Source organism: Adhaeribacter aerolatus (assembly GCF_007991635.1).
Taxonomy (GTDB): Bacteria; Bacteroidota; Bacteroidia; order Cytophagales; family Hymenobacteraceae; genus Adhaeribacter; species Adhaeribacter aerolatus.
The window spans coordinates 51,056-73,689 of the sequence record NZ_BJYS01000026.1 but is presented as its reverse complement, the minus strand read 5'-3'; the positions used below and the strand labels follow the sequence as shown (position 1 = coordinate 73,689).

General features: G+C 43.6%; 14 protein-coding genes. 4 read left to right on the top strand and 10 right to left on the bottom strand.

The features are described from left to right. The first annotated feature begins 175 nt into the window (after nt 1–175). Both AAE02nite_RS17065 and AAE02nite_RS17060 read left to right on the top strand, forming a co-directional pair. Entirely contained in the window at nt 176–1,111 is a 936-nt protein-coding gene (locus tag AAE02nite_RS17065; protein WP_146900317.1) for a sugar phosphate isomerase/epimerase family protein, read from the top strand. A gap of 783 nt (nt 1,112–1,894) precedes the next feature. Further along, nucleotides 1,895–4,273 carry an alpha-L-rhamnosidase-related protein gene (locus AAE02nite_RS17060; RefSeq protein ID WP_146900314.1) on the top strand — a complete coding sequence of 793 codons (2,379 nt, stop codon included), beginning with the start codon at nt 1,895–1,897 and terminating at the stop codon, nt 4,271–4,273. 265 nt (nt 4,274–4,538) lie between these two features. Here AAE02nite_RS17060 and AAE02nite_RS17055 read toward each other — a convergent pair whose 3' ends face one another. From AAE02nite_RS17055 to AAE02nite_RS17040, 4 genes are all read right to left on the bottom strand, one after another. Next, nucleotides 4,539–6,824: a glycoside hydrolase family 20 zincin-like fold domain-containing protein gene (locus AAE02nite_RS17055; RefSeq protein WP_371863487.1), complete on the bottom strand. Its 2,286-nt coding sequence runs from the start codon at nt 6,822–6,824 to the stop codon at nt 4,539–4,541. 70 nt (nt 6,825–6,894) lie between these two features. Continuing rightward, nucleotides 6,895–7,851: a nucleoside hydrolase gene (locus tag AAE02nite_RS17050; protein WP_146900308.1), complete on the bottom strand. Its 957-nt coding sequence runs from the start codon at nt 7,849–7,851 to the stop codon at nt 6,895–6,897. 106 nt (nt 7,852–7,957) lie between these two features. Beyond that, nucleotides 7,958–8,884, bottom strand: coding sequence for a ribokinase (gene rbsK / locus AAE02nite_RS17045; protein WP_146900305.1), 927 nt, complete (start codon nt 8,882–8,884; stop codon nt 7,958–7,960). A gap of 191 nt (nt 8,885–9,075) precedes the next feature. Then, nucleotides 9,076–10,725, bottom strand: a complete 1,650-nt coding sequence (locus tag AAE02nite_RS17040) for a glycoside hydrolase family 140 protein (protein WP_146900302.1) — start codon at nt 10,723–10,725, stop codon at nt 9,076–9,078. Between the two features lie 307 nt (nt 10,726–11,032). Here AAE02nite_RS17040 and AAE02nite_RS17035 point away from each other — a divergent pair, with 307 nt between their 5' ends. Both AAE02nite_RS17035 and mnmC2 read left to right on the top strand, forming a co-directional pair. Then, a complete protein-coding gene (locus tag AAE02nite_RS17035) occupies nt 11,033–12,205 on the top strand; it encodes a hypothetical protein (protein ID WP_146900299.1) in 1,173 nt (390 codons plus the stop codon). Between the two features lie 258 nt (nt 12,206–12,463). Further along, nucleotides 12,464–13,132 (top strand): tRNA (5-methylaminomethyl-2-thiouridine)(34)-methyltransferase MnmC2, encoded by a 669-nt coding sequence (gene mnmC2, locus AAE02nite_RS17030; protein WP_146900296.1) that lies wholly within the window; start codon nt 12,464–12,466, stop codon nt 13,130–13,132. A 501-nt stretch (nt 13,133–13,633) separates the two neighbouring features. On the opposite strand, the gene AAE02nite_RS17025 is transcribed toward mnmC2, so the two are convergent. The 6 genes from AAE02nite_RS17025 to tnpA form a co-directional block, all read right to left on the bottom strand. Then, nucleotides 13,634–14,212 (bottom strand): 5-formyltetrahydrofolate cyclo-ligase, encoded by a 579-nt coding sequence (locus AAE02nite_RS17025; RefSeq protein ID WP_146900286.1) that lies wholly within the window; start codon nt 14,210–14,212, stop codon nt 13,634–13,636. Then, nucleotides 14,212–15,771 carry a bacillithiol biosynthesis cysteine-adding enzyme BshC gene (gene bshC / locus AAE02nite_RS17020; protein WP_146900283.1) on the bottom strand — a complete coding sequence of 520 codons (1,560 nt, stop codon included), beginning with the start codon at nt 15,769–15,771 and terminating at the stop codon, nt 14,212–14,214. Before bshC ends, AAE02nite_RS17025 begins: the two co-directional genes overlap by 1 nt. A gap of 255 nt (nt 15,772–16,026) precedes the next feature. Next, a complete protein-coding gene (locus AAE02nite_RS17015; RefSeq protein WP_307725552.1) occupies nt 16,027–16,395 on the bottom strand; it encodes a transposase in 369 nt (122 codons plus the stop codon). Nucleotides 16,396–16,720: 325 nt separating this feature from the next. Next, nucleotides 16,721–19,990 (bottom strand): tetratricopeptide repeat protein, encoded by a 3,270-nt coding sequence (locus tag AAE02nite_RS17010; RefSeq protein ID WP_146900280.1) that lies wholly within the window; start codon nt 19,988–19,990, stop codon nt 16,721–16,723. A 557-nt stretch (nt 19,991–20,547) separates the two neighbouring features. Continuing rightward, a complete protein-coding gene (locus AAE02nite_RS17005) occupies nt 20,548–21,489 on the bottom strand; it encodes a TerC family protein (protein ID WP_146900277.1) in 942 nt (313 codons plus the stop codon). A gap of 461 nt (nt 21,490–21,950) precedes the next feature. Continuing rightward, a complete protein-coding gene (gene tnpA / locus AAE02nite_RS17000; protein WP_146900274.1) occupies nt 21,951–22,403 on the bottom strand; it encodes an IS200/IS605 family transposase in 453 nt (150 codons plus the stop codon). Between the last annotated feature and the right edge of the window lie 231 nt (nt 22,404–22,634).

Genomic DNA, 22,634 nt, shown 5'->3' with positions numbered 1-22,634 from the left:
ATTTAATTTAAAGCGAAATAGTGCTTATGCTAAACCGGCTGCAAATATTAAAGGTACGCGGTATGAAATAAAATTCCAGTACGCTTCCCCCGAATTAATAATTTTGCCGCTTTTGTTAGCCGGAATTCTTAATCAGAACGGTTGTAATTTAACGCTTAAATATTAGTTTTACGGTATGGCTGATTCATTATTAAACCGCAGAAATTCCTTAAAAGCACTGGGCGCTGCCGTAGGCTTATCGTTGTTACCCGAAGTAAACCTGGCCAAACCGGCACCTAAACTAGCTTTTACATACTGCCTGAACATGAGCACCATCCGGGGCCAAAATTTAGGTTTTGTTAAAGAACTCGAAACCGCATCCAAAGCCGGCTTCCGCTCCGTCGAAATCTGGATGAACTCGCTGGAAACCTATCTGAGCGGTGGCGGTACAATTGCGGATGCCCGCAAACGCATTGGTGACTTAGGCCTGAAAATAGAGAATGCCATTGGTTTCGCCAACTGGATTGTGGATGATGATGCGGCCCGCCAAAAAGGCTTGGATTTATTAAAACGCGAAATGGAACTGCTGGCGCAATTGGGCTGTAAGCGCACCGCTGCCCCACCCGCCGGCGCTACCAACACGCCGGGTCTTGACCTGAAAAAAGCCGCCGAACGTTACCGCAAAATATTAGAACTGGGCGACCAAACCGGCGTAGTACCGCAACTGGAACTCTGGGGGTTTTCGAAGAATTTAAGCCGCCTGAGCGAAGTATTGTACGTTGCCACCGAAAGCGGTCATCCGTCAGCCCGACTCTTGCTCGATGTGTACCATTTATACAAAGGCGGCACCAGCCTCGACAGCTTACATTTGGTAGGTAAACCCGGCATCGAAATATTTCACGTGAACGATTACAGCGCCAGTTCTTCGCCGGCCACCATTACCGATGCCGACCGCATTTATACCGGCGAAGGCGTAGCACCCATTGGCCGCATTTTACAAGCCCTCCGCCAACCCGATAAACCGCTGATTATTTCTTTTGAAGTATTTAACAAAGGTTACTATACCCAGGATGCTTTGCTGGTAGCCCAAACCGCCTTGGCCAAAATGAAAGCTGCCACCAAAGGGGTTTAAGTAATTATATCTTTTGTATTAAGAAGAAGCTTGTTAGTAAATCCAAAACAAATTTCTTCATGTTATATAAATCTTTCGATTTATAACGCTTGGGAATATACCATAAGATTTTCTTTAATTTTTACAGGTACTTTTCAGGAGTTGGAAGAAGCCAAGACCCATTATTTATGGCTTTCCTGTATTTTGGCCTTTGGGAGTTTATTTGGTTATATAATATAATAGCATTTGTTGCCCTGTTTTATTTAGAGCCATTTTTAATAATTGGTAACGTATACTTTTCAGCTTTTTTATATACGGCCCCCTTCTACATAACCAATTATTTCCTTTTTATCTACAAAGATAAATACCTCGAAGTTGAAAGCTATTTTAATCACAAATCTCGTCAATCTGAGAAAACAAAACCTTGGAAAATGGTTTTGTGGGCTTTTCTTCCATTAATAACTTTAGGCTTTTTGATATATTTTAATCACTCAATTAGACATTAATTATTCATCTCTGACTTTGCATTGGACTGATTACAGATTACCTTTTTTATTAATGTTTCCCTCAGGCATAAGTTTGTGGAAGCTAATATTATATATTAAGAGCCAGTTCTCAACTGTTTTTTTAAATATTAAATACAACACTTGTACCGAGATACTATTTACAATTGTAAACCTCAGCCCAATTTTTACACTACTCATTTCTATCTTCCAACTCCTAAAGACAAATAAATTTTCGGGCATCTCAACCTTTCTGCTTATTTTTAGCCGGTTTGTCTTTCTTAAAAAGTAAATATTTAATATGAATAAAGCTATATTGCTGATGCTGCTGTTCTTCGGCAGCATTGCTATAAGCAGTGCCCAATCAATACCGGTTAACCCCAAATTACTCAATAGCCACTGGCCGGCTTACTGGATTACTTGCCCCGATGTGCCGCAACGGGACTATGGCATTTACCATTTCCGGAAAATAATCGATTTAAAAACAACACCTGCTAAATTTATTATTCACGTTTCCGGCGATAACCGTTACCGCTTATTGGTAAACGGCAAAGCTGTTTGCAACGGGCCCGCTCGCGGCGACTTGTATAACTGGCATTTCGAAACTGTTGATCTGGCTCCGTTTTTAAAGAGCGGTCCAAATATTATTAGTGCGGTGGTGTGGAATATGGGCGAGCACGCCCCGGTGGCGCAGGTTTCTAACCAAACGGCCTTTTTGGTGCAGGGCGATTCGGAAGCAGAGAAAATAATTAACACCGATAAAACCTGGAAAGTAACCGAGAATGTTTCTTACACGCCTTGCTCTACCGATAATGGCGCCCGTTTAAAAAGCTATATGGTTATCGGTCCCGGCGATGAGGTAAACGCCGCGGCTTATCCCTGGGGCTGGGAAAACCTGCAATTTAACGACACAAAATGGTCGGCGGCCCGGCAAATTGCGAACCCGGCTCCCCTGGGTTACGGCACCGATAACCTCTGGACTTTGGTTCCGCGCAGCATTCCGCTGATGGAAGAAACAAAACAACGCCTGCAAGAAGTGCGCCGCACCACGGGTATCAGCGGGGTAAAAGATAAATTTCTGACGGGCAACAGTGCACTTATTATTCCGGCCAATACCAAAGCCAGCGTGCTGCTCGACCAAGGCTTTAACACGGTAGCCTACCCCGAGTTAATTACCACCGGCGGTAAAGGTGCTTCCGTAACCCTTACCTATGCCGAAGCTTTATTTAAAAATGGCGTAAAAGGCAATCGCGACGAAATAGAAGGGAAAGAAATTATTGGCAACTACGACCGCTTTCTACCCGATGGCGGTACCAACCGCTTGTTCCGGCCGCTGTGGCTGCGCACGTTCCGCTACTTACAACTGGATATTCAAACCAAAGCGCAACCCTTAATTATTAACGATTTATACGGCCAGTATACCGGCTATCCGTTTCAGGCCAAAGCCAGTTTTACCAGCAACGATAATTCTTTAAAGGAAATCTGGCAGGTAGGCTGGCGCACCGCCCGCTTGTGCGCCGGCGAAACTTACTACGATTGCCCTTATTACGAGCAGTTGCAGTACGAAGCCGATACCCGCATTCAGGCTTTAATTTCGTTGTACGTAACCGGCGACGACCGGCTGATGCGCAAAGCCATTACGGATTTCTACAACTCACGGGTACCCGAAGGATTAACGCAGGGCCGCTATCCGAGCAACCGCCTCCAGGTTATTCCTACCTTTTCTTTGTTCTGGGTCTCGATGCTGTACGACTATTGGATGCACCGCCCCGATGCTAGTTTTGTAAAAGGATATTTAACGGCTGCCCGCGGTGTGCTGGACTGGTACGAGAAAAAAATTGACCAGGATAAAAGAATATTAGGTCCGATGCAATGGTGGAATTTTGTAGACTACACCGATGCTTTTACCGAAGGCGTACCCGAAGGCGCGGACAATGGTAATTCGTCTATAATTACCTTGCAATATATTTATACCCTGCAGCAAGCGGCCCAGTTGTTCGATTATTTTAACCAGAAAGAAGAAGCCGCGCGCTATAAAAAGCTTGCCCAGGAATTAAGCCAGAATACGTACCGCCTGTGCTTCGACCACGAGAAAACCTTAATGGCAAACACGCCTGAAAAAAAGAAATATAGCCAGCACGCCAATATTATGGCCATCCTGACCGGTACCATTCCGGCTAAGGAAAGCAAAGAAGTAATGGAAAAAATACTACAAGACCAAACCTTAGGCCAGGCCACTTTCTACTACCGTTTTTACCTGACACAAGCCTTAAAAAAAGCCGGCATGGCCGATTTATATTATTCGCAGCTTACCCCCTGGCGTAATATGCTGGCTATTGGGTTAACTACTTTTGCCGAAAAACCCGAACCGGCCCGCTCCGACTGCCACGCCTGGAGCGCCAGTCCTAATTACGATTTTCTGGCTACTATTTGCGGCATCATGCCCGATAAACCCGGCTTTGCTACCGTGCGGGTAGAGCCGGCACTGGGTGAGTTAAACGAAGCCAAAGCCACCATGCCCCACCCCGCCGGGGAAATTAAAGTTAGTCTTCAGCGGAAAGGTAAAACCGGCATGTACGCCGAAGTAATTTTACCCCTGAATGTAACCGGTACCTTTGTGTGGCAGGACAAAGAGATTATTCTTAAAAGCGGTATTTCCCGTATTAAATTCCGGGAGTGATTACTGGAATAATTTAAAAATATGAGAGAATATCAGGTATGCAGGTTACGAAGCCGTTGCGCATTTTAGAAATTAGATAAAACAGCAGCCCTTGCTGGGTGTTTTCACCAGCAAGTAGTCTGGCAGAAGCTTCAGAATTGGCGGTGATAACACCACTAATGGTACCAAATTCTGTTCGAAAAATAATAAACAGCTTCTAATTTAACATCCCTAAAGCTTGGTATTAAAACTTAAAAGATAATAGAATTTCTTCAGAAAATTTTATTTAATCCGCAGCCGAATTGGCCTTAGATTGGCGGGCAATCTGGATATCTTTCGCTACATCGGGCCTGATTTTTTCCCAATGAAAACGAAGATGGTCGTTTTGTTGCCAGGATTTGCCATCCTGCTCGCTGTAATGCACCAACGGCATGTCGTGGTAAATGGGCCGGGTAATGGCAATTACTTCATCCCAAAAATGCAGGGCTTTTTCCAGGTGCTTGATGGCATTTTGTTTATTTTCTTCGCCGCCTTTCAACCGGTAAGTTTGTAGCGCCACCCCACCTTTCAGCTTCTCGGCGAAATGTAATCCCAGGTTAGCCCAAGTTTTTATATCGGCTACCTCGTACAGGAGGGTGTTGTTGCCGGCAGTATTAATATTCTCAACCAAACCTAACGCCTTCTGGCAATCCTGTTCCAGCCTTTGGGCCAGTTTGGGCGGGGTAATTTTATTTTCCGGGAAAGAGCTGTCTTTGGCAACAGCTTTTACATAATCCGCCACCGAAACGTAGTCCGGGTCCAACGGGGGTTGGTTAATCTGCCGGTCCACCGAAATATACCCCACTCTTTTTGTTTTTGAGTCCAAAGCCAGCATACCCTCGCTATAAAGCGAAAAATCCCAGGTAAAATCGTAGGAAGAGGCTAAACGTAAAGGCGTGCTGCCGGCCAGGGCTGAGGCCTGCAATAAATTTTCTCCGGCTGGGCCGTAGCGGCGGGTAAACTCGGCTTTAAAAACCGCATCGGGTGTAGCCGGATTATACAACAGCCGGCCCCAAATTTTATAAAAAAGCCACTGCCGTTCAAAGGCATACCGCCAGTCAACTGGTCCGCTGATTTTGGTAAAATAATCTTTGGCCGGAATATAGGTTTCGGAGCCGATAAAATAGCCGCCTACATAAGCCGGGGAATTTTGGTTAATGTGTTCGCGCACAAAACCGGGTACACCCCAGCGCAGGCAAAAGAAATCTTCGTTGCGGGCGGTCCAGGTTATTTTATAATCTTGCGGTACCGGGTTAAAATAAGTGCCGTACAATTTGCCCCCGTGTACTTTAATTAACTTGGGCGTAGAGTGCGCATGCGACCAGTTAAATTTTAAATCGGCCCAGATAGGCGGACTAATGAAATCCATAGCTGCTTCTTTTTCAATGCCTTTGCGGGTAATCTGCTCCATCTCCACGGTAGTAGCACCCAACGAGCCGGTATTACCCGAAAAAGGAATCCGGTGTACCAGTTTTGATTTGCGACCGGCCAGGCGCATTCCTTGGATAATGGTTTCTTTCATCCAGTCTTCGCGTTCCTGCGGGGTCATGCCGCCCATGCCTTCGCCCAGGGTAAGCCCGAAACCGGTCAGATCCGGGTACTCCTGCAGCACCTGCGCGACACTTTCGCGGGTGTACCGCTTAATAATTTCGGAAGTGTCGCCTTTCACAAAAAAATGATGTTCCAGGTTATCCATCGCCACGTTATGGGCTTTGGCAAATTCCGGACTAACAAAAATATTGAAAGGAATTAGGTAAGTATCGATGCCTCGTTCTTTGGCCATCCGGAAAATGCTCCGGAATAAATTTTGCCACTCCCGTAATTCCTGATCGTTAAAGGGCGTAGCCTCCGGAAAATTCTTCGCCTTAATCATGTAAGTATAAGGGTGCAGGTTCCACAAGGTTAGGGCATTAAACCTGTTTTCGACCATCATATCCAGGAAAGCACGCCAATAGTTCACATCGCGGCAGGTTTCAATGTGCTGGTCGAGCGAATAACTATGGCGGTAAGTATCCCAGGGCAGGTCGAATTTGATGGCTCGAAAAGGTAATTTTGGGCTTTCGCTCCGGGCTTTAATATTTTGCAGTTTGGTGCCGTTGCGTATGTCTTCGGCTACCGAAAGGGTACTGTAAATCAGGCCGGTTCCGTCGCCCCCGGTAATGGTAATCTTTTTACCAGCCGGTGAAATGGTGTATGCCTCGCTGCCGAGTTTACTGGTATTTACGTTCAGCGCAATGGCAAAATCGGCCGGCGCTTTTTTTATCGTGTAGCCCTGCTTTATCAGGTATTTTTCCAACATAGCCACCGCATAGGAAGCCCGCGGCGATTTAACTTGATTGGCAATACTCACGCTTTGAGCCAGGCTTACCTGAACTATTCCTAAGAAAACAATCAGAAAACACAGTAATTTTATTTTCCTGTAGATGGTTTTACCGGCTGTTGATTTAGCTGTTTCTTTTTTGGCTCTGATTTGGGCTTGGGCCGATAATAGCAGCAGGGTTAAACTAAATATTAGCAGTAAATTATTTTTCAACGGCATAAAACTAGTTTAGGTTTGCGTTTAAGATTGCAGCGGAACACCCGCTATAGCAATAAAAGGTAGCCTATTTTATCGCCATATCATCCATCAGGCGGCCAATTTCTTCGTAATTAACGTCCGGCTTAAATTGTACATAAGCCTGGTTGCTGGCGTTGCCTGGCAACCACTGATTACTGCCATCGGCATTTACCTGACAATAGCCCTCCCGCACTGTCTCGAAATATTTATCGGCTTCCGCAGTTAATAAAAACACGGCCACCTGATCCCAACTGGACCGGCCTTTAAAATTATTGTATAATTCGTAGGCGCGGTAAACCGGACTGGCCGGCGTGAGTTTGCTTTTTAAATATTCGCCGCCGGTCTTAATTTTTTCACCTACTTCCCAGCCGGCAAATATTACCGGTTGCTTCCAGTTTTGCAGGCAGTAAACCGTAGAGCCCGGATCGGGCCGGTAAAAATTAGCTTCTTTGCCCGCCGGAAACTGACCGCCCATACATAACCACTTGGCTACTTTCTTATTTATCAGTTCCTTACCACTTAAGAGCGAATATTTATCACCCCCGGATTTTAATAAATTTTGCAGATTAGTTAAATGCCCGATGGTAATTATTACCACCGAGGCATCCGGACTTTTGCTCAGTAGTTTCCGATACAGAGCCGTGGCATCTTCGGCCTTTTCGTACGATTTTAGCTGGTGCGGATATTCGGCGGCTACCTGGCGGGTATAACGGGAATGATTTTTTAAGTTTGGTTGGTTCTTTAGTACGCCAATGGGCAACCGCGGCCGGCCGTAATATTGATTAATGGCTGATGTGCATTCGGCGGCATACGGGTCGTCGCTGGTAACAATTATCCCCAGGAAATTTATTTTCTTCTGGTCGGCTAAAGTATGCACCATGGCCAGGGCTTCGGCATCGTCCACATCCGAATCAATATCAGCATCCAGAATAACCCGGTACTGCGCTAAACCTACGTGGCTTATTAGTAAAATCAGGAATAAAATATAGAGCAGTTTCTTCATGCTTTTAAAAATGAGCGCAGCGGCATTGGCTGGTCATATCGCTCCTAATATATTAAAATTTAGGTTTCAGAAAGAAGGTAACATGCCTGAACAGCGGCTGATAACTTTAGGTAAAATCCTGCGCCGCCATGGCGTCAACTTCTTTCCGGTAAGGCATAGCGGCTTGGGCGCCCAGGCGGGTAACCGAAATTGCGGCGCCTTTGCCGGCAAAAGTTACGGCTGCTCTTAAAGGTTGATTTTCGGCCAAAGCCACCGCCAGAGCGCCATTAAAACAATCGCCGGCCGCCGTGGTATCGGTAGCGGTAACCACCGGTACCGGAATTAATTCAGAAACTGAATCACCCTGGAGAAAAGCTCCCCTGGCACCCATCGTTATAATTACATTCGCAACACCCAGCGCTTGTAATTTAGCTGCTGCTATTCGGGCCGTATCGGTATCGGTCACCCGGATTCCGGTTAATATTTCGGCCTCGGTTTCGTTGGGGGTTATCAGGTAGAGCAACGGAAATAAATCGGGTGGCAGCGTTTGAGCCGGCGCCGGGTTTAAAATTACCCGCAAGCCTTTTTCGTAACTCTGCCGGATAACGTATTCAACTGTTGCTAAAGGAATTTCTAGCTGCAGTAAAACAATGGTGTTGGTGTCTGCCGCTTCCAACGCCGCCACGTCGCGGGGCTTTAACTGGCCATTCGCGCCCGGCGCCACGGCAATGCAGTTTTCTCCGTTTTGGTTAATATTAATCAGGGCTACTCCGGAAGGGTGTTCCGCATCTACGGTTACGTACGCAGTGTTTATGCCTTCCTGCCCAAATTGTTGTAAAGCCTGTTGTCCGAAAATATCACTGCCCACTTTCGCTACAAAAGTAACTTTACCACCTAAACGGGCTGCTGCTACGGCCTGGTTGGCGCCTTTTCCGCCGGGGTTCATAAAAAACGTTCCGCCCAGTACGGTTTCGCCGGGTAAAGGCAGTTTATCCGATTTAATAACCATATCGGTATTAGAACTGCCCACCACTAATATTTCCGTGTGCGTCATACGATTTCAGATTTTAATTACCGGTCGCCTTTTTTATGGCTAAACTACCTGGAAATACCAATTTTCAGGCACTGGTTACTTACCGGCTTAAAAGAAAGAAATCAGCCTTTAACAAGATTGTCGTTTTTACCGCTGCATCCTTCCCTTCCAAACGGAGACTTTCCCATAACTTAGTGAAAGTTCTATAAATATTAACTTTTCTGGCGTAAAACCAGCACATAATCGCTATTATCGGCGGGTGGCGTAATAACCAAAAAACCGTTTTGCGTAACCACTTTACCTTTTTGGGTTTTATTAGCAACTGGGTTAAACCACTGTGCCTCGTAATTAATATTTAGCAAGTTGTACAGCTTTACCGCGTTGCCTTTGGGCAGATAAGCCACCATGGTTTTGCCATCGGTGCTCCGTGCCACCGATACAAAACTGCCGGACTGCTCTTCGCCGGGTTGCGCCACGAGTAATTCAGGAGCAGGCCGCAAATTCCACCAATCCAGGGTTCGCATAAAATTGGCCAGATACCCCACCTGCATACTGCCGGGCAGTTTAATGCCCTGGTGCCACCGGCTCGATTTTTCGCCTTTACCCGCGTGGTTTAATATTTCTTCGCCTTCGCGCAGCCACGGCCAAACGCCGTTGGCGCCGTAGGTAATACCGGATGCAGGAGCACTTAACACACTCCAGTAACTGGCATTACGCACATCGGCAGCCGTTATGTTGGGGTTAATTTCTTCGTACACGGGCTCCATATTAATCAGCGGCCGGGGTGGCAATTGGCTCCAGGTGGTGGCTACCGGGCCTTTGTTCATAAAATTAATGGTGCGGGCGCTGTTGTTGTGGCCCGATTGGTAACCGATAATATCCAGCCATTTTTCTTGGGCGTAAGCCTCGCCTATCCAGGAACCGCCGCCCGGGTGCAAAGCCACCAAACCCGGGTGTTCGTCTTTAAATACCGCGCGGCCAATATTTTTCCAGCGTTGTTCATTTTCTTCGGTGTATTTACCGTCGCCGCCCAAAATCCAGATTACCTGGTTGCCGCCGTAACGGGCCACCATGTAGCGGGCCAGCAGAATAGCTTCCTCTTCGGGCAAATAATAACCGGGGCTTAACTCGCGGCCCTGCACCGAACCTAAAGCCCATAAAAGCACCGGAGCCGCTACCAAGCCGTGTTCGTTTATCTTATCTATTTTGCCGTCGAGGTGCCGGAAAAACGCCGGGTTCAGTTTTATTTTGCCGCTGCCTTCAAATGCTACCTGACCCAGGCTGTTTTTATCGCCGCCGCGCCATTGCGTGGTTACGAACTGAATAACATTGTAGCCATTTTGGGCGCGGTGGCTGAGGTACGTATCCCATTCCTGCTCCGTAGATTTAAGCGTGCCGTTCCAGGCCGTACAAGCTGCCCAGAAGAAAGGTGTGCCGTCGGCGTGGGTTAAGTGGTAAGAGCCTTTGGGATGAATAATTTCGCCGTGCTGATAAATGGCTAATTTACTTTTATTATCGGTGCAGGTAAAACTCCCTTTAACGCCGTTCAAGCCGATATTTTCCGCGTCGGAGCAAGTAGATTCCCAGGTCCAGGCACCTATTTCGTCGGGGGCAAAACGTACTCGCCAGTTGCGGTCACCGTCCCAGAAGCCGTTTATGTTTTTAACCCGGCCGGTAGGCGAAGTAAACTTAACACTGAACTTTTTTACGTCATAGAGTGGGTTAGCGTAATCTTTAGAACTGGTAAAGGCGTGTTCAAATTTGGTCCGGATAGCTATCGGTTCAGCGGCGTACCCAGGTAAAGCCCCAATCAAGGTTAAGAATAAGAAAGTAAGCGAAAAGAAATGGCGGTGAATAATCATGCGGACTAAAAGCTAATAAATCTGTCAGGCAAAATGTAATATAAATAAACCAAAGGACGACAATATTTATGGCCCGGCTATCGCAGCAATAATAGTTTTTTTCCCAACGCCCGTTACTATTAACTTACCGGTAGAAGATTGCTCTGTTTTCTTCGTTATCAGATTATTATTCTGGTTAAAAGCAATTGCCCGGGATTTAAATTTTACTTTTGCGCCGAATATTCAATTCAGGGGCGGTAAATATGCCGGCCCTGAATGTAGGAAATGATATTTATTTTGAATAGAATAGATTACCAAACACACGCCTATGGTTCTGGTCGAGGTCGATAATAAGCAAAAAGAAAAAGTTTTTCTGCAGGTTCATATCACTTTAAACCAAAACAATCCCCATTGGATTCGACCTTTAGACAAAGATGTAAAGGCGGTTTTCGATCCGCAAAAAAACAAATATTTTAACCACGGCGAAGTTCAGCGGTGGATTTTAATTAATGAGGCGGGTCAGGCAATCGGCCGGATTGCGGCTTTTGTAAACAACCGGTACAAAAACAAAGGCGACGATGTAAAAGTTGGCGGCATGGGCTTTTTCGATTGCGTAAACGACCAACCGGCCGCTAACCTGCTTTTTGATACGGCCCGCGCCTGGCTGCAGCACCAGGGCATGGAGGCCATGGACGGCCCGATTAATTTTGGCGAAAGGGACAAATGGTGGGGCTTACTGATTTCGGGCTTTCAGGCCCCTTTGTATACCATGAACTACAACCCGCCCTATTACCAGGCTTTATTCGAAAGCTACGGTTTTAAAAACTTTTATAACCAAATCTGCTGGAGCTTGCCCGTGGCCGATGAGACCACCCAACTGCAACCTAAATTTTACACCGCTCACCAGAAATTTGCCGACAACAGTGCTTTCAAAGCCGCGCATTTAAAGAAACCTCAGCTAAATAAATTTGCCGCCGACTTCAGTATTGTTTACAACAAAGCCTGGGCCCAGCACGAAGGCAACAAAGAAATACCGGTTAACCAGGCCATCCGGCTTTTTAAAACCATGCAGCCTATTCTGGACGAAAAGTTAATCTGGTTTGCCTACCACCAGGAGGAACCCATCGCCATGTGGATTAATATTCCGGATATAAATCAGTTGGTAAAGTACCTGAACGGGCAATTTAACCTGTGGGCGAAGCTTAAATTTATAATATTACAGCGGTTAGGCGTATGTAACCGGTTTGTTGGTCTGGCCTTTGGCATCGTGCCGGAATTTCAGGGTACCGGCATCGATTATTTTATGATTGTGGAAGCCGAGAAGGTGATTAAAGCCAAAACCCGCTACAAACAGGTAGAATTGCAATGGCAAGGCGACTTTAATCCCAAAATATTAAATATATCGCAAAACTTAGGCGCCGAACAAAGCCGCCAACTGGTAACGTACCGCTACCTCTTCGACCCGCTTAAACCCTTTCACCGGCATCCCGTTATTTTGTAATATAATTTTAACAAGTAGCCGGCTTTCGTATTTAAGTAACGCAACAGCGTAAATTATATATTTTAACCGGTACCGAAAGCTTCCCTCCTATTTTTAGGAGGGGCAGGGGTGGTAAATTTATTGGTAAGATGCTGTTATAAATAGGTTAGTACTTTTACTTAAAAGTACCGGTTTGTTGCGGCCAAAACCTAAAACAGCGGCTTTCCGGCAGACATCAATAATATTTCCATTACTAAACTGGAACAAGACCAACTACGCATGAAAACTGAAATCAGGGAAACCAAAGACGGGTCTACGACGCTTTACGTGCCCGAACTAAACGAACATTATCACTCGGTAAACGGCGCCTTGCAGGAATCGCTGCACGTTTTTATCCAGGGCGGGCTGGCGTTTGCCCTGACGTATCACCACCCAATTAAATTGTTGGAAGTAGGCTTTGGTACCGGTTTAAATGCGTTGCTTACGCTGCAACACGTAATAAACAAGCCCTACCAGGTTGTGTACGAGGCGCTGGAGAAGTTCCCGGTTTCGGTAGAACTCGTAGACCAAATGCGTTTCGATAAATTTATTCTGAACCCCGAGTTGCTCGAATATTTGCCGCAGTTACATACGGCTCCCTGGCACGAACCCGTACCGGTTTTACCTAACTTCGAGCTCCGGAAAATTCAGAACGACCTGGAAACCTATACCCTGCCCACCAATTACTACAACCTGATTTACTTTGATGCTTTCGCTCCGGAAAAACAACCCGAACTCTGGACCGACGAAATATTCCAGAAGCTTTACGACGCGTTAGCGGAAGGCGGCATACTGGTAAGTTACTGCGCCAAAGGCAGTTTTAAAAGAAGCTTAAAAAACGCCGGTTTTGCCGTACAAGCCTTACCCGGCCCGGCCGGTAAACGCGAAATGACGCGGGCGGTAAAGTAAATGCGTGAATGCGTGAGTGGGTGAATAATTGAATGAATATTTGAGGGAGTGAATAGTTTTTTGTACCAATTAAGATAAGCAAAATACTGATAGCCTGTTGATAATAAACAATATTCAGTTAGATACTGGAATGGCCGCTGCGCTAGGTCATTCCGAGCCTGTCGAGGGATATATTACCGGGATAAAACCGAAGGCTATTATCTTCTGAATTAATCCAGCCCACCGCTGTCCTTCTGGGAATCCAAGAATTCCTGGAGGAACCTATCTGGCTGCCTGCTGCGTGGTTTCCGTCTGAAGGACGCTAATGGATTACGTAAACTTTTAGGCTTCTACCTGCTACTACGTGATAGCCGTTGTGCAATCATAACAATCTCCTGAACTTTTAGCTGATAGTTGTTAGCTATATACCTTCTAGTACAAGCGGTGTTAGATCCCTCGACAGGCTCGGGATGGCGCGGAGGAATTGCTTTTCCAGGAATTATGAGTTATTGGGTAAAAAGCTTAGTTGCCGAATTTATAAATATGGGTAGGTGTAAGGGCGAAATCCAGGGCGGTGTCACCAGGGTGAATATCGGTGATGGCGGTGATGGGCTCTTCCAGGGATAAACCTACTTTTAGGGTATCGGGACGACACAATTCTAAAAACCGGTCGTAGAAGCCTTTGCCGTAACCAACCCGGTGGCCCTGCTGGTCAAAAGCCAGCAATGGTACCAGCACCATATCAATTTTTTCAACCGGTATGGCTTCAGCGCCCCGGGGCTCCGGAATACCCCATTTATTTTCTACCAATTCGGTTTCGGGCAAGAGCCAATGGTGCGTTAAGGTAAATTCCTGCAAATCCGACACCGAGGCTATTACCTGAATGTGCGGATATTCGGCTTGCAGTTTCCGGATGATGGGCCAGGTATCTATCTCGTTCTTCAGCCGAATGGGCAGGAAAACATGAACGGCTTTAATATCTTCTAAAGAAAAATGCCCGAAAAAATTAGCGGCTATCTGCCGGCTTTTCCGGGAAATATCGGCCGCTTCGTACCCCAGCCGTTTTTGCAGCATTTCTTTCCGCAAACGGGCCTTCTGCATTATTCTTCCTCCAGCACGGTAAATTTATGTTCGAGCGGGTCTAGAGCCGCCAGCAACTGCTCTATAAATTCCGGATTATTTGTTTTGTAGGTCAGTAAATTATCGGTGCGTTCCTGTAAAGTGCCGCCCGGAAATAATTTTTCTTTTAAGTTGTTGAGCTGGTTAAAGTGGGTTTCGTACTTGGTATCGTTGGCTTTTACAATTTTTTTCTCCAGCACTTCCAGCGCGTTGTGGGTTTTCTGCCGCTCGGCCGCTACGGTTTTTTCCAGGGTTGGGTCGATGCTGGCGGCCAGTTGGGTAATGCGCTGAAATATATTTTCTATTTGCTCCTTTTCGGCGGCCAGCGATAAACCATCGTGCTCAAACTGGGCGGTAATCTGCTTTTTCAGCACATTCGTTTCTTTAAACAAATCTTCGGGCTGCAAATTTAGTTTGTGCCGGCGAATAGCACTGGCTTTGTTAATATACAACGCCGAATTCCGCAGCATTACCATCGGGTACGGCACGCCGTAGGCTTCAAACACCGGCTTTAACTGAAACCAATAATTTACTTCGGCCCCGCCGCCAATATACGCCAGGTTGGGCAGCACCATTTCCTGGTACAGCGGCCGTAAAATTACGTTGGGGCTAAATTTATCCGGTTCTTCCGCCGCTAACTTTAATATTTCGGCTTCCGAAAACACCAAATCAGTGTTTAAAACTTTGTAGCTATCGCCTTCCCGCACAATGCGTTCCCGCCGGCCCGTATCGAGGTAAAAAAAGTTTATTTCCCGGGACATCACCTGGGCTTTGTATTCGGCAGCCAGCTTTTCGCTTACCTCGGTTACCAGTTGATGCGCCGTGTGCTGCGTGAGTTCCTGCTCCACCACGGGCTGCAACACCTGCTTCAGGGCCGGATGGTCGCCATCCAGGCTTACCAACCCGTACGCACCGAATAAAGCGTGGGTAATCGCGCGGGTAGCATCCGTTAAATTGCTGTAATTGGCGTAAGCTTCGGTAAAAACCGGACAAGCTTCAGGCAAACTGGAAAGCAGCTCGGCCATATCGGCGGTAGAGAAACGACCTACGGCTCCGGTCTGGTTGCTCTCCCAGGTATATTTTTTACCGAACAAATTAAAATGATTGACTTCGGCAAAATCGTGGTCTTCGGTGGCCATCCAGTAAACCGGCACAAAATTGTAATCGGGGTAGGTTTCGTTTAAGCGCTTACAGGTATTAATGGCCGAAATAATTTTGTAAACAAAGTAAAGCGGACCGGTAAAAATATTAAGCTGGTGGCCCGTGGTAACGGTAAAGGTATTGGGCTGCCCCAGTAATTTAATATTTTGCTGCACCAGCGGCTGCACCTCCGCAATATTGGCGTATTGTTCGTGCAGCACGCTACAAAGTAATTCGCGGTTTACGGGCGCCTGCTGTTTTTCCCTAACCTGCTCGCCAAAGTTTTCCAGGGCCGGAAAGCGATTATAAAAGGGCTGCAATTTGGGGTCCTGGGCCAGGTAATCGGTAATTAGCGCAGAAAAGGCGCCGGTAGCGCTATAGTCGGTTTTGAATATTTTCATCCTAAAGGGAGCTAGCATCGGGTGTACTAACGAAAGACACAAAGTAACGGCTAAAAATTTAAATAGCAGTGTTAGGGCTTGGGGAAATATTTAAAAGTACCCTGCAGGATTATTTAATTTAGAATTTAATGCATTGCTCCTACTGGGCTTACAAGAATATAACAAACCCGCTGTTTGTAGGTCCCCGCTGTTTGGAGTCTTCCGCAGGAGACTGCAAACGCTTAATGAAATGGAAAGTCTCCGACTTCCTGAACATTACAGGAAAGTAATATTAATTAATCCTTTACCGCCAGCATAATCTGTTGCACTGGAATAAATATAATGCTCCGGCTCCGCTACCAATCCGGCTGCTACCGGGTTTTGGTGCAGGTAATACAGTTTTTCTTCCTTGAACCGGTTAGATTCCAAAGCTATTGGGTGGTTATCCTGTTGCCAGAACTGATATTTTGTGTTTTTGCTGTTCTTCTCGCCAGTAGCTTTAAATAGCCATAGCATCCAATTCCGTCGGCTTTCCTGTGGGTTCTGCTCAATAGCTTTCAAGATAGTACTAGAAGTAAACTTTTTGAAGTCACGCAGAATAGCTGATAAGCCAAACCCTTCGCCCGCCGATACAATCAGGTGCAAATGGTTGGATAGTATACACCAGCCATAGATAATTAATCCTTTTTCTTTCTGGCAGAACTACAAACTTTCTACTACCAGGTTAGCATATTCTTTTCGGGAAAAAAACATCCACCCACTCCACCACCGCAAAGGTGATAAAATAAATTCCGTTTTGGTCTCTGATTTGATAGCCCCCTTGCATGTAGTTTCCTTTGCTGGTATTTACCGGAACAGAGTTCTTCCGGTTTCATCAAAAGTTTGCAGTCATCCTGCGGAAGACTCAAAATAGCGGGGTTAAAATACTTGTAATGATTTTTCATACAACAATTACCTGAAGAACAAATTTTCAGTCTACAGAAACAAAGTCAGAGCCCATAAAATTTCTCATATTATTATAGGAATTCACTAATCTCGGTATCAATTGCTTCGTTTTAGATGGGTCCAATTCAATAGCTTTTGTGTAATCTGCTAATGCAGCCTCAAAATTATTCATCTCAAAATTAGCACAACCTCTATTTTGATAATATTCTGCATCACTTGGATTCAGCTCTATTGCTCTTGTATAGTTTATTATTGCCTTGTTGTAATTTCCATTTCTTTCTTTTGCAATAGCATTATAAAAGTATGCATATGGTAAAAGCCTTTTTAATTCTTCATTCCTTATCGAATTTAACTTTATTGCTTTTGTAAAATCTTTAGCAGCACCTTTATAATCCTTTGTATCACACCTTGTTAATCCTCGGTGGTAATAATACTCTGCATTACTAGGATTCAGTTCTATTGCTTTTGTGTAATCTTCAATGGCATAATCGAAATCGGTATACAAGCCTATTTCTAGGCTATCAATTGCCTTCTTAAAGTAAACTTCAGCCAAGGAAATTCTTAACTCATTTTCTTTTGTTGAATCTAGCCTTATAGCTTCCACATAATCAGCAACAGCATTATCGTAATCCTTAACTTCAAAACTCGCATATGCTCGGTATTGATAATAATCTGCTACATCCCAATCTAACTCTATGGCTTTAGTATAATCCTCTATAGCCCCTTTAAAGTTCTGTAAACTAACTTTCAGATCTCCACTTCGATAATAAAAATGAGCACTATCTGTATAATTACCATACCCCCTGAATTCATAATATTCATTATTATTCCAATGCAAGAAATCTTCTTCAATAGGTTCATGGTCTACAGCTTTAATAGATTCTATTAAGGCTATCTCAAACTCTTCTATAATATCTTCAATGGTTTCTTCTTCCGTAAAACAGGCCCAATTACCAGGGTTAAGCTCTATAGCTTCAATTATGGTATCATAACAACATTGTTGATTAGTATAGTAAACATCATCAGGTTCTAACTCACTGGCTATAGAAAAATCCATATGAGCGCCCAAGTAGTCATTAAATGTAAATCTAAGTAAGCTTCTTTCGTAATAATAAAAAGGATTATTGTGGTTTAGTTCTATCGCTTTGGAGAAATCTGCAAAAGCATTTTCAGGTTTGTACTCCTTTTTATTAATCAATGCCTTATTAAAATAAACTTCAGCTAATGCAATTCTTAAATCCTTATTATTAGTTGGATTTAGTTTTATGGCTTCAACGTAATTTATAATAGCATTTTCATAATTACCATACGAATTTTCATTAACAGCAATTCCTAGGTATGCATCTGAAAGCGACAACTTTAATTTATTAGCTTTGTCTGAACTAAGCTTAATAGCTATAAGGTAATCAGATATGGCACTAGTATATTCACCAATAGATTTGTAAGCAAATGCCCTAGAAGCATAAAAATCACCACAATTATATGGACTTTTAGTTAAACCAATGGCATCTGTAAAATCTTCAATGGCCCCAGAAAAATCTAACCTAAATTGTTTGGCTAAACCTGATTTGTAAAACACATTTGCATCCCTAGTGCCTGCGGCTATTATATAAGAATAATCTTCTATAACACCTTCGTAGTCTTCTAAATTTAATTTCGCTTCAGCTCTTTTAAAATATACCTCCTGTTTTAATAAATTCAGGGAAATTGCAACATCAAAATCTTCAATTGCTTTTTTATATGCTTTAAGTTCTAGTTGTGTCAGACCTCTTTTAAAGAAAGCTGCAGCATTACTTGGATTAACATTAATTACCTTTGAGAAGTCTTCAATAGCTCCCTTATAATCATATAATCCTTTCTTTATATCTCCCCTTCTAACAAAGATTAAATTATCATTGGGATTAATCAAAACATACAAATCATAATCCTTTAAGGCCTCTTCATATTTATTTAAAATTACTAATGCATTCGCCCTATGAAGAAGAACCTCAGAATATTTAGGTCTATATTTTAAGGCAAGCGAATATTCATTTATGGCTTCCTCCATGCTGCCACATGCCTCTTTAGCTTTACCTTTATAAAAATAAGCTTCAGGATTATTAGGTTTTGAGTGAATATATTCTGAGAAATCATTAACAGCCTCTTTATAGTTCCCGGCAATAAGATTTACCCGGCCTCTCTCAAAATAAGGCTCGTAATAACTGTGCTCATACTCTATACTTCTGGTGAATTCTTCCAATGCCGGGGAGTAATGTTCATTTGAGGCATGAATGGAACCTAATTTAAAATGTATTTGCGATCTTGCTTCTTTTACTGGTTTAGATTTATCATTTGTAATTCTGATATAATCCTCCATGGCCTTGTTATATTGTTTTAGGCTGAAAAAGGAATTAGCCCTACCTAAGAAAGCAGGTGAGAAATTTCTGCTAAAAGCTATGGCTTGGTTAAAATCATCAATTGCATTTAAATTTTCATCTAAGCTTTGATAACATAACCCTCTCTTATAGTAAGCTAAAGACTCAGATGGGTTTACTATTGTAGCTTGGGTATAAGCATCAATTGCTCCATAAAAATCACCTTCTATAAATCTAATATTTCCTAAGCTAATTAGTGCTGAAATATCAGGATGAATATTTTGGTGTTTAACCTCAATATCATTACCCTTTAATTCTTGATTATTAGTAAGTCGAGAGGTGTAAAGAAGTTTTTCCTTTCTATATTCTTCAAGGTGCAGGGCTTTAGGAAAATTAAGAATTTCACTTTCAGAAAGCTTTATTCTTAAACTAGAAAAATTATATAAAGTATCGGAAGCACTATCGATGTCTGCTATCCTAAACCAAGTTTTAATATTTGGTGGTAAGACAGCTTGATTGAAGTTAATAGTTTTATGAAAAAGGACTAATCCGCTGATATGCGGAAGAAAAGCTGAATCCTTATAATAAAAGATGTTGGAGGTGTGTTCTAGATATTGTTTAAAAATTCTTTTATTATCTTTAAGCTGTTCTAATGGATTAAGGTATGTTCCTCCCTTAATTATTGTATCATTTGTTTCCCATGCTGCATTTTCGGAAAATTTAATATCTCCTCCGTAATTTTTAAAGTCGATAATGGTTATGCTGTTTTTTTTAATAGCGATTGCGTCCATTTCCCTGCCATTACAATTAACATTACCTAAGAGGATTGAAAGGTAATTAGTGTCTCTATACCTGGCAGAAAGCTTTTCCACTAAAACATCGAAAATCTCGTTTTCGTGGGTATAATTATATGGGTTATTTAAAAATGCGTGGAATGCCATAACTTACATTTACTATTTTAAATATAATAGCATTTTTTAGCAATAACTCAGGCTTGTAATTTTATTTTTTATAAACGGTAAGTTTTCCTCATGTAATCTTTATCTAAAACACCTTTTCTCCACAAGTAAATTCAAGGTATGATATCAATACTTAGTAAGCACCTACATTATTGCCTTTGGGCTTATTCTTAATTGACTCTCCTCCCATGCCACCACATGCCGCAAGTTTAAGTGCAGCGGTAATTATTAGCTTATTTAACGGTCAGCTTTCAACTGGCTTAAGTTGATAACTGGCCAATATTTCTACTACAAGATACCACTGCGCTCAATACAGAAGTATGGTATTCTAATAATATCACATTAACAATGCCTTTTAGCACAGTATAATTGACGGCGCTACTGTTGGCGTAAATGGGCGTTGAGTTCGATAAGATGGTTATGTTGCTGTCAGGACTAACATGCCAGTGATTGCCACTGCGTTTACCGAAACATTTTAACAGCCAGCTTGCAAGGCATGCATTTCTGCCTCCTTCCAAACTGGCCGCTTTTATAGAGGTTTATACCGTTTCGTCTGTTGCGTCATTCTTTTCCTTTGCTGTTTTAATTAAGGAAAACACAATACTAACCGTAATGATAAACGCGATAACGAGCAAGGAAATAAACGTCGGAACTTTGAAGACATCTATCATTACCATTTTGAGGCCGACAAATATTAAAATAATGGCCAGGCCGGTAGAAAGAAACACAAACCGGTGTATTACGTGGGCCAAAGCGAAATACAGCGAACGCAAGCCCAGAATGGCAAAAACGTTGGATGTATAAACGATAAACTGGTCCTGGGTAATGGCCAGGATGGCGGGGATGCTATCCACCGCAAAAATAAGGTCAGATACCTCAATTAGGATAAGCACCAGGAATAGTGGCGTAGCATGTAACTTGCCGGCCTGCTTCACAAAAAACTTATCGCCCTCCAACTGGTTCGTAACGGGTATTATTTTCCGGAAAAACCGGATAACCGGATTTTTCTCCGGCTCCATTTCTTTATCTTTCTCGGTAAACATTTTGTAACCGGTATAAATAAGGAAAACGCCAAACAGGTAAATCGTCCAGTGGAACTTCTCGATTAAGGCCACGCCGGCAAAAATGAAAATCACGCGCATCAGCAGGGCGCCCAAAATACCCCAGAACAAAATTTTGTGCTGATACATAGAAGGTATCTGGAAGTATTTGAATATGAGTACAAATACAAAAATATTATCGACGCTGAGGGTCTTCTCTAAAACGTAACCGGTTAAAAACTCCACGGCCTTGTGCTCGCCGAACCAATAATAGACCAGGACATTAAAAACCAGGGAAAGCGATATCCAAACCGCCGACCATGTTAATGCCTCTTTAACCGATACCACGTGGGCTTTGCGGTTAAAGACGCCCAAATCCAGGGCGAGCATCAGGAGAACAAAAAGATTGAATCCAATCCAAAACGTGCTATTTACTTCCATTCTTAACTTATTATCTCAATAGGGTTTATTACATTTTTTTTGGAGAAAAAGAACCAAGGCGGCAGCAGAAAGAATAAAATTCTATCCACAACCGCCTAAAGCTCCGTTTAACGCCTGTAAAGGTACCAAGTTTTTCCGATTGTCAGCGGTAGGCAACGATTAATAGCAAAGCTGCTGCACCATCCACCGTGCCTTAAAAGGAAATTGATAATTAGATAGAAAAACGTGGTAAACCCACCTGCCGCAAGTGTGGACGCAGCGATATGTGGCAGCTTTTTAACGGCCGGTTTTACTTGGCGTCGGCTTAATAACTGCTTCCTCTGATAGCCCTCTTGGATGAGCAGGCCAAAGCTGAAGTAATTATCTAAGTCCTTCAGCCCTGAAAGGGCACCATAACCTAGCACAGGGTGCAGCCCTGTGAAAACAAGCATTATTTTCTAAGCCCTGAAAGGGCGAAATAGCTAATCCCAAACATACCGTTCATCATACGGCACCCGGTATTTCTTCAGAAAGGCCCGATACTCTTCCTGAAAAGTTTTATGCTGATGATGTTCTTTCTGGTTGGAAATATACGTTACAACTGTATCAACTTCGCTGGGGTTAATGGAGAAAGCACCATACCCTTCCTGCCAATAGAAGCTTGCATAATCATCTCCTTTCGTTTTTATCCATTTAGAAGAATGCGACTTCAATTCTTCCATCAATTTTATTAAAGCTATTTTCTTGGAGAGCAAACACAAAACATGAATATGGTCGGTATAGCCGCCTACGATGATAGGAATGCATTCCAGGTTGTTGCAGATACCGCCTAAATATTGATGCAATTCTGCTTCCACTCTTGGCTGTATCAAGGGCATCCGGTGCTTAGTACTGAATATGAGGTGAATGTAGTTCTTTACCAGTGACTGCCCCATTATTTGTATGATGTTCGAATTGATTTCCGTGAAATATTTCGCCCTTTCAGGGCTTTTAAATGTATCTGCATTTTCGATGGGCTACACCCATCGCTGGTATATTACGCCCCTTTGGGGCTTGTACGAAAGTTCTACATTGATCTGCTGGTACTTCTCCAAAATAGATTTTAGAACTAGACGAAGACTGATAAATCAAAATAGCTCTTCTAATCTAAAATTCATAATTTTTAA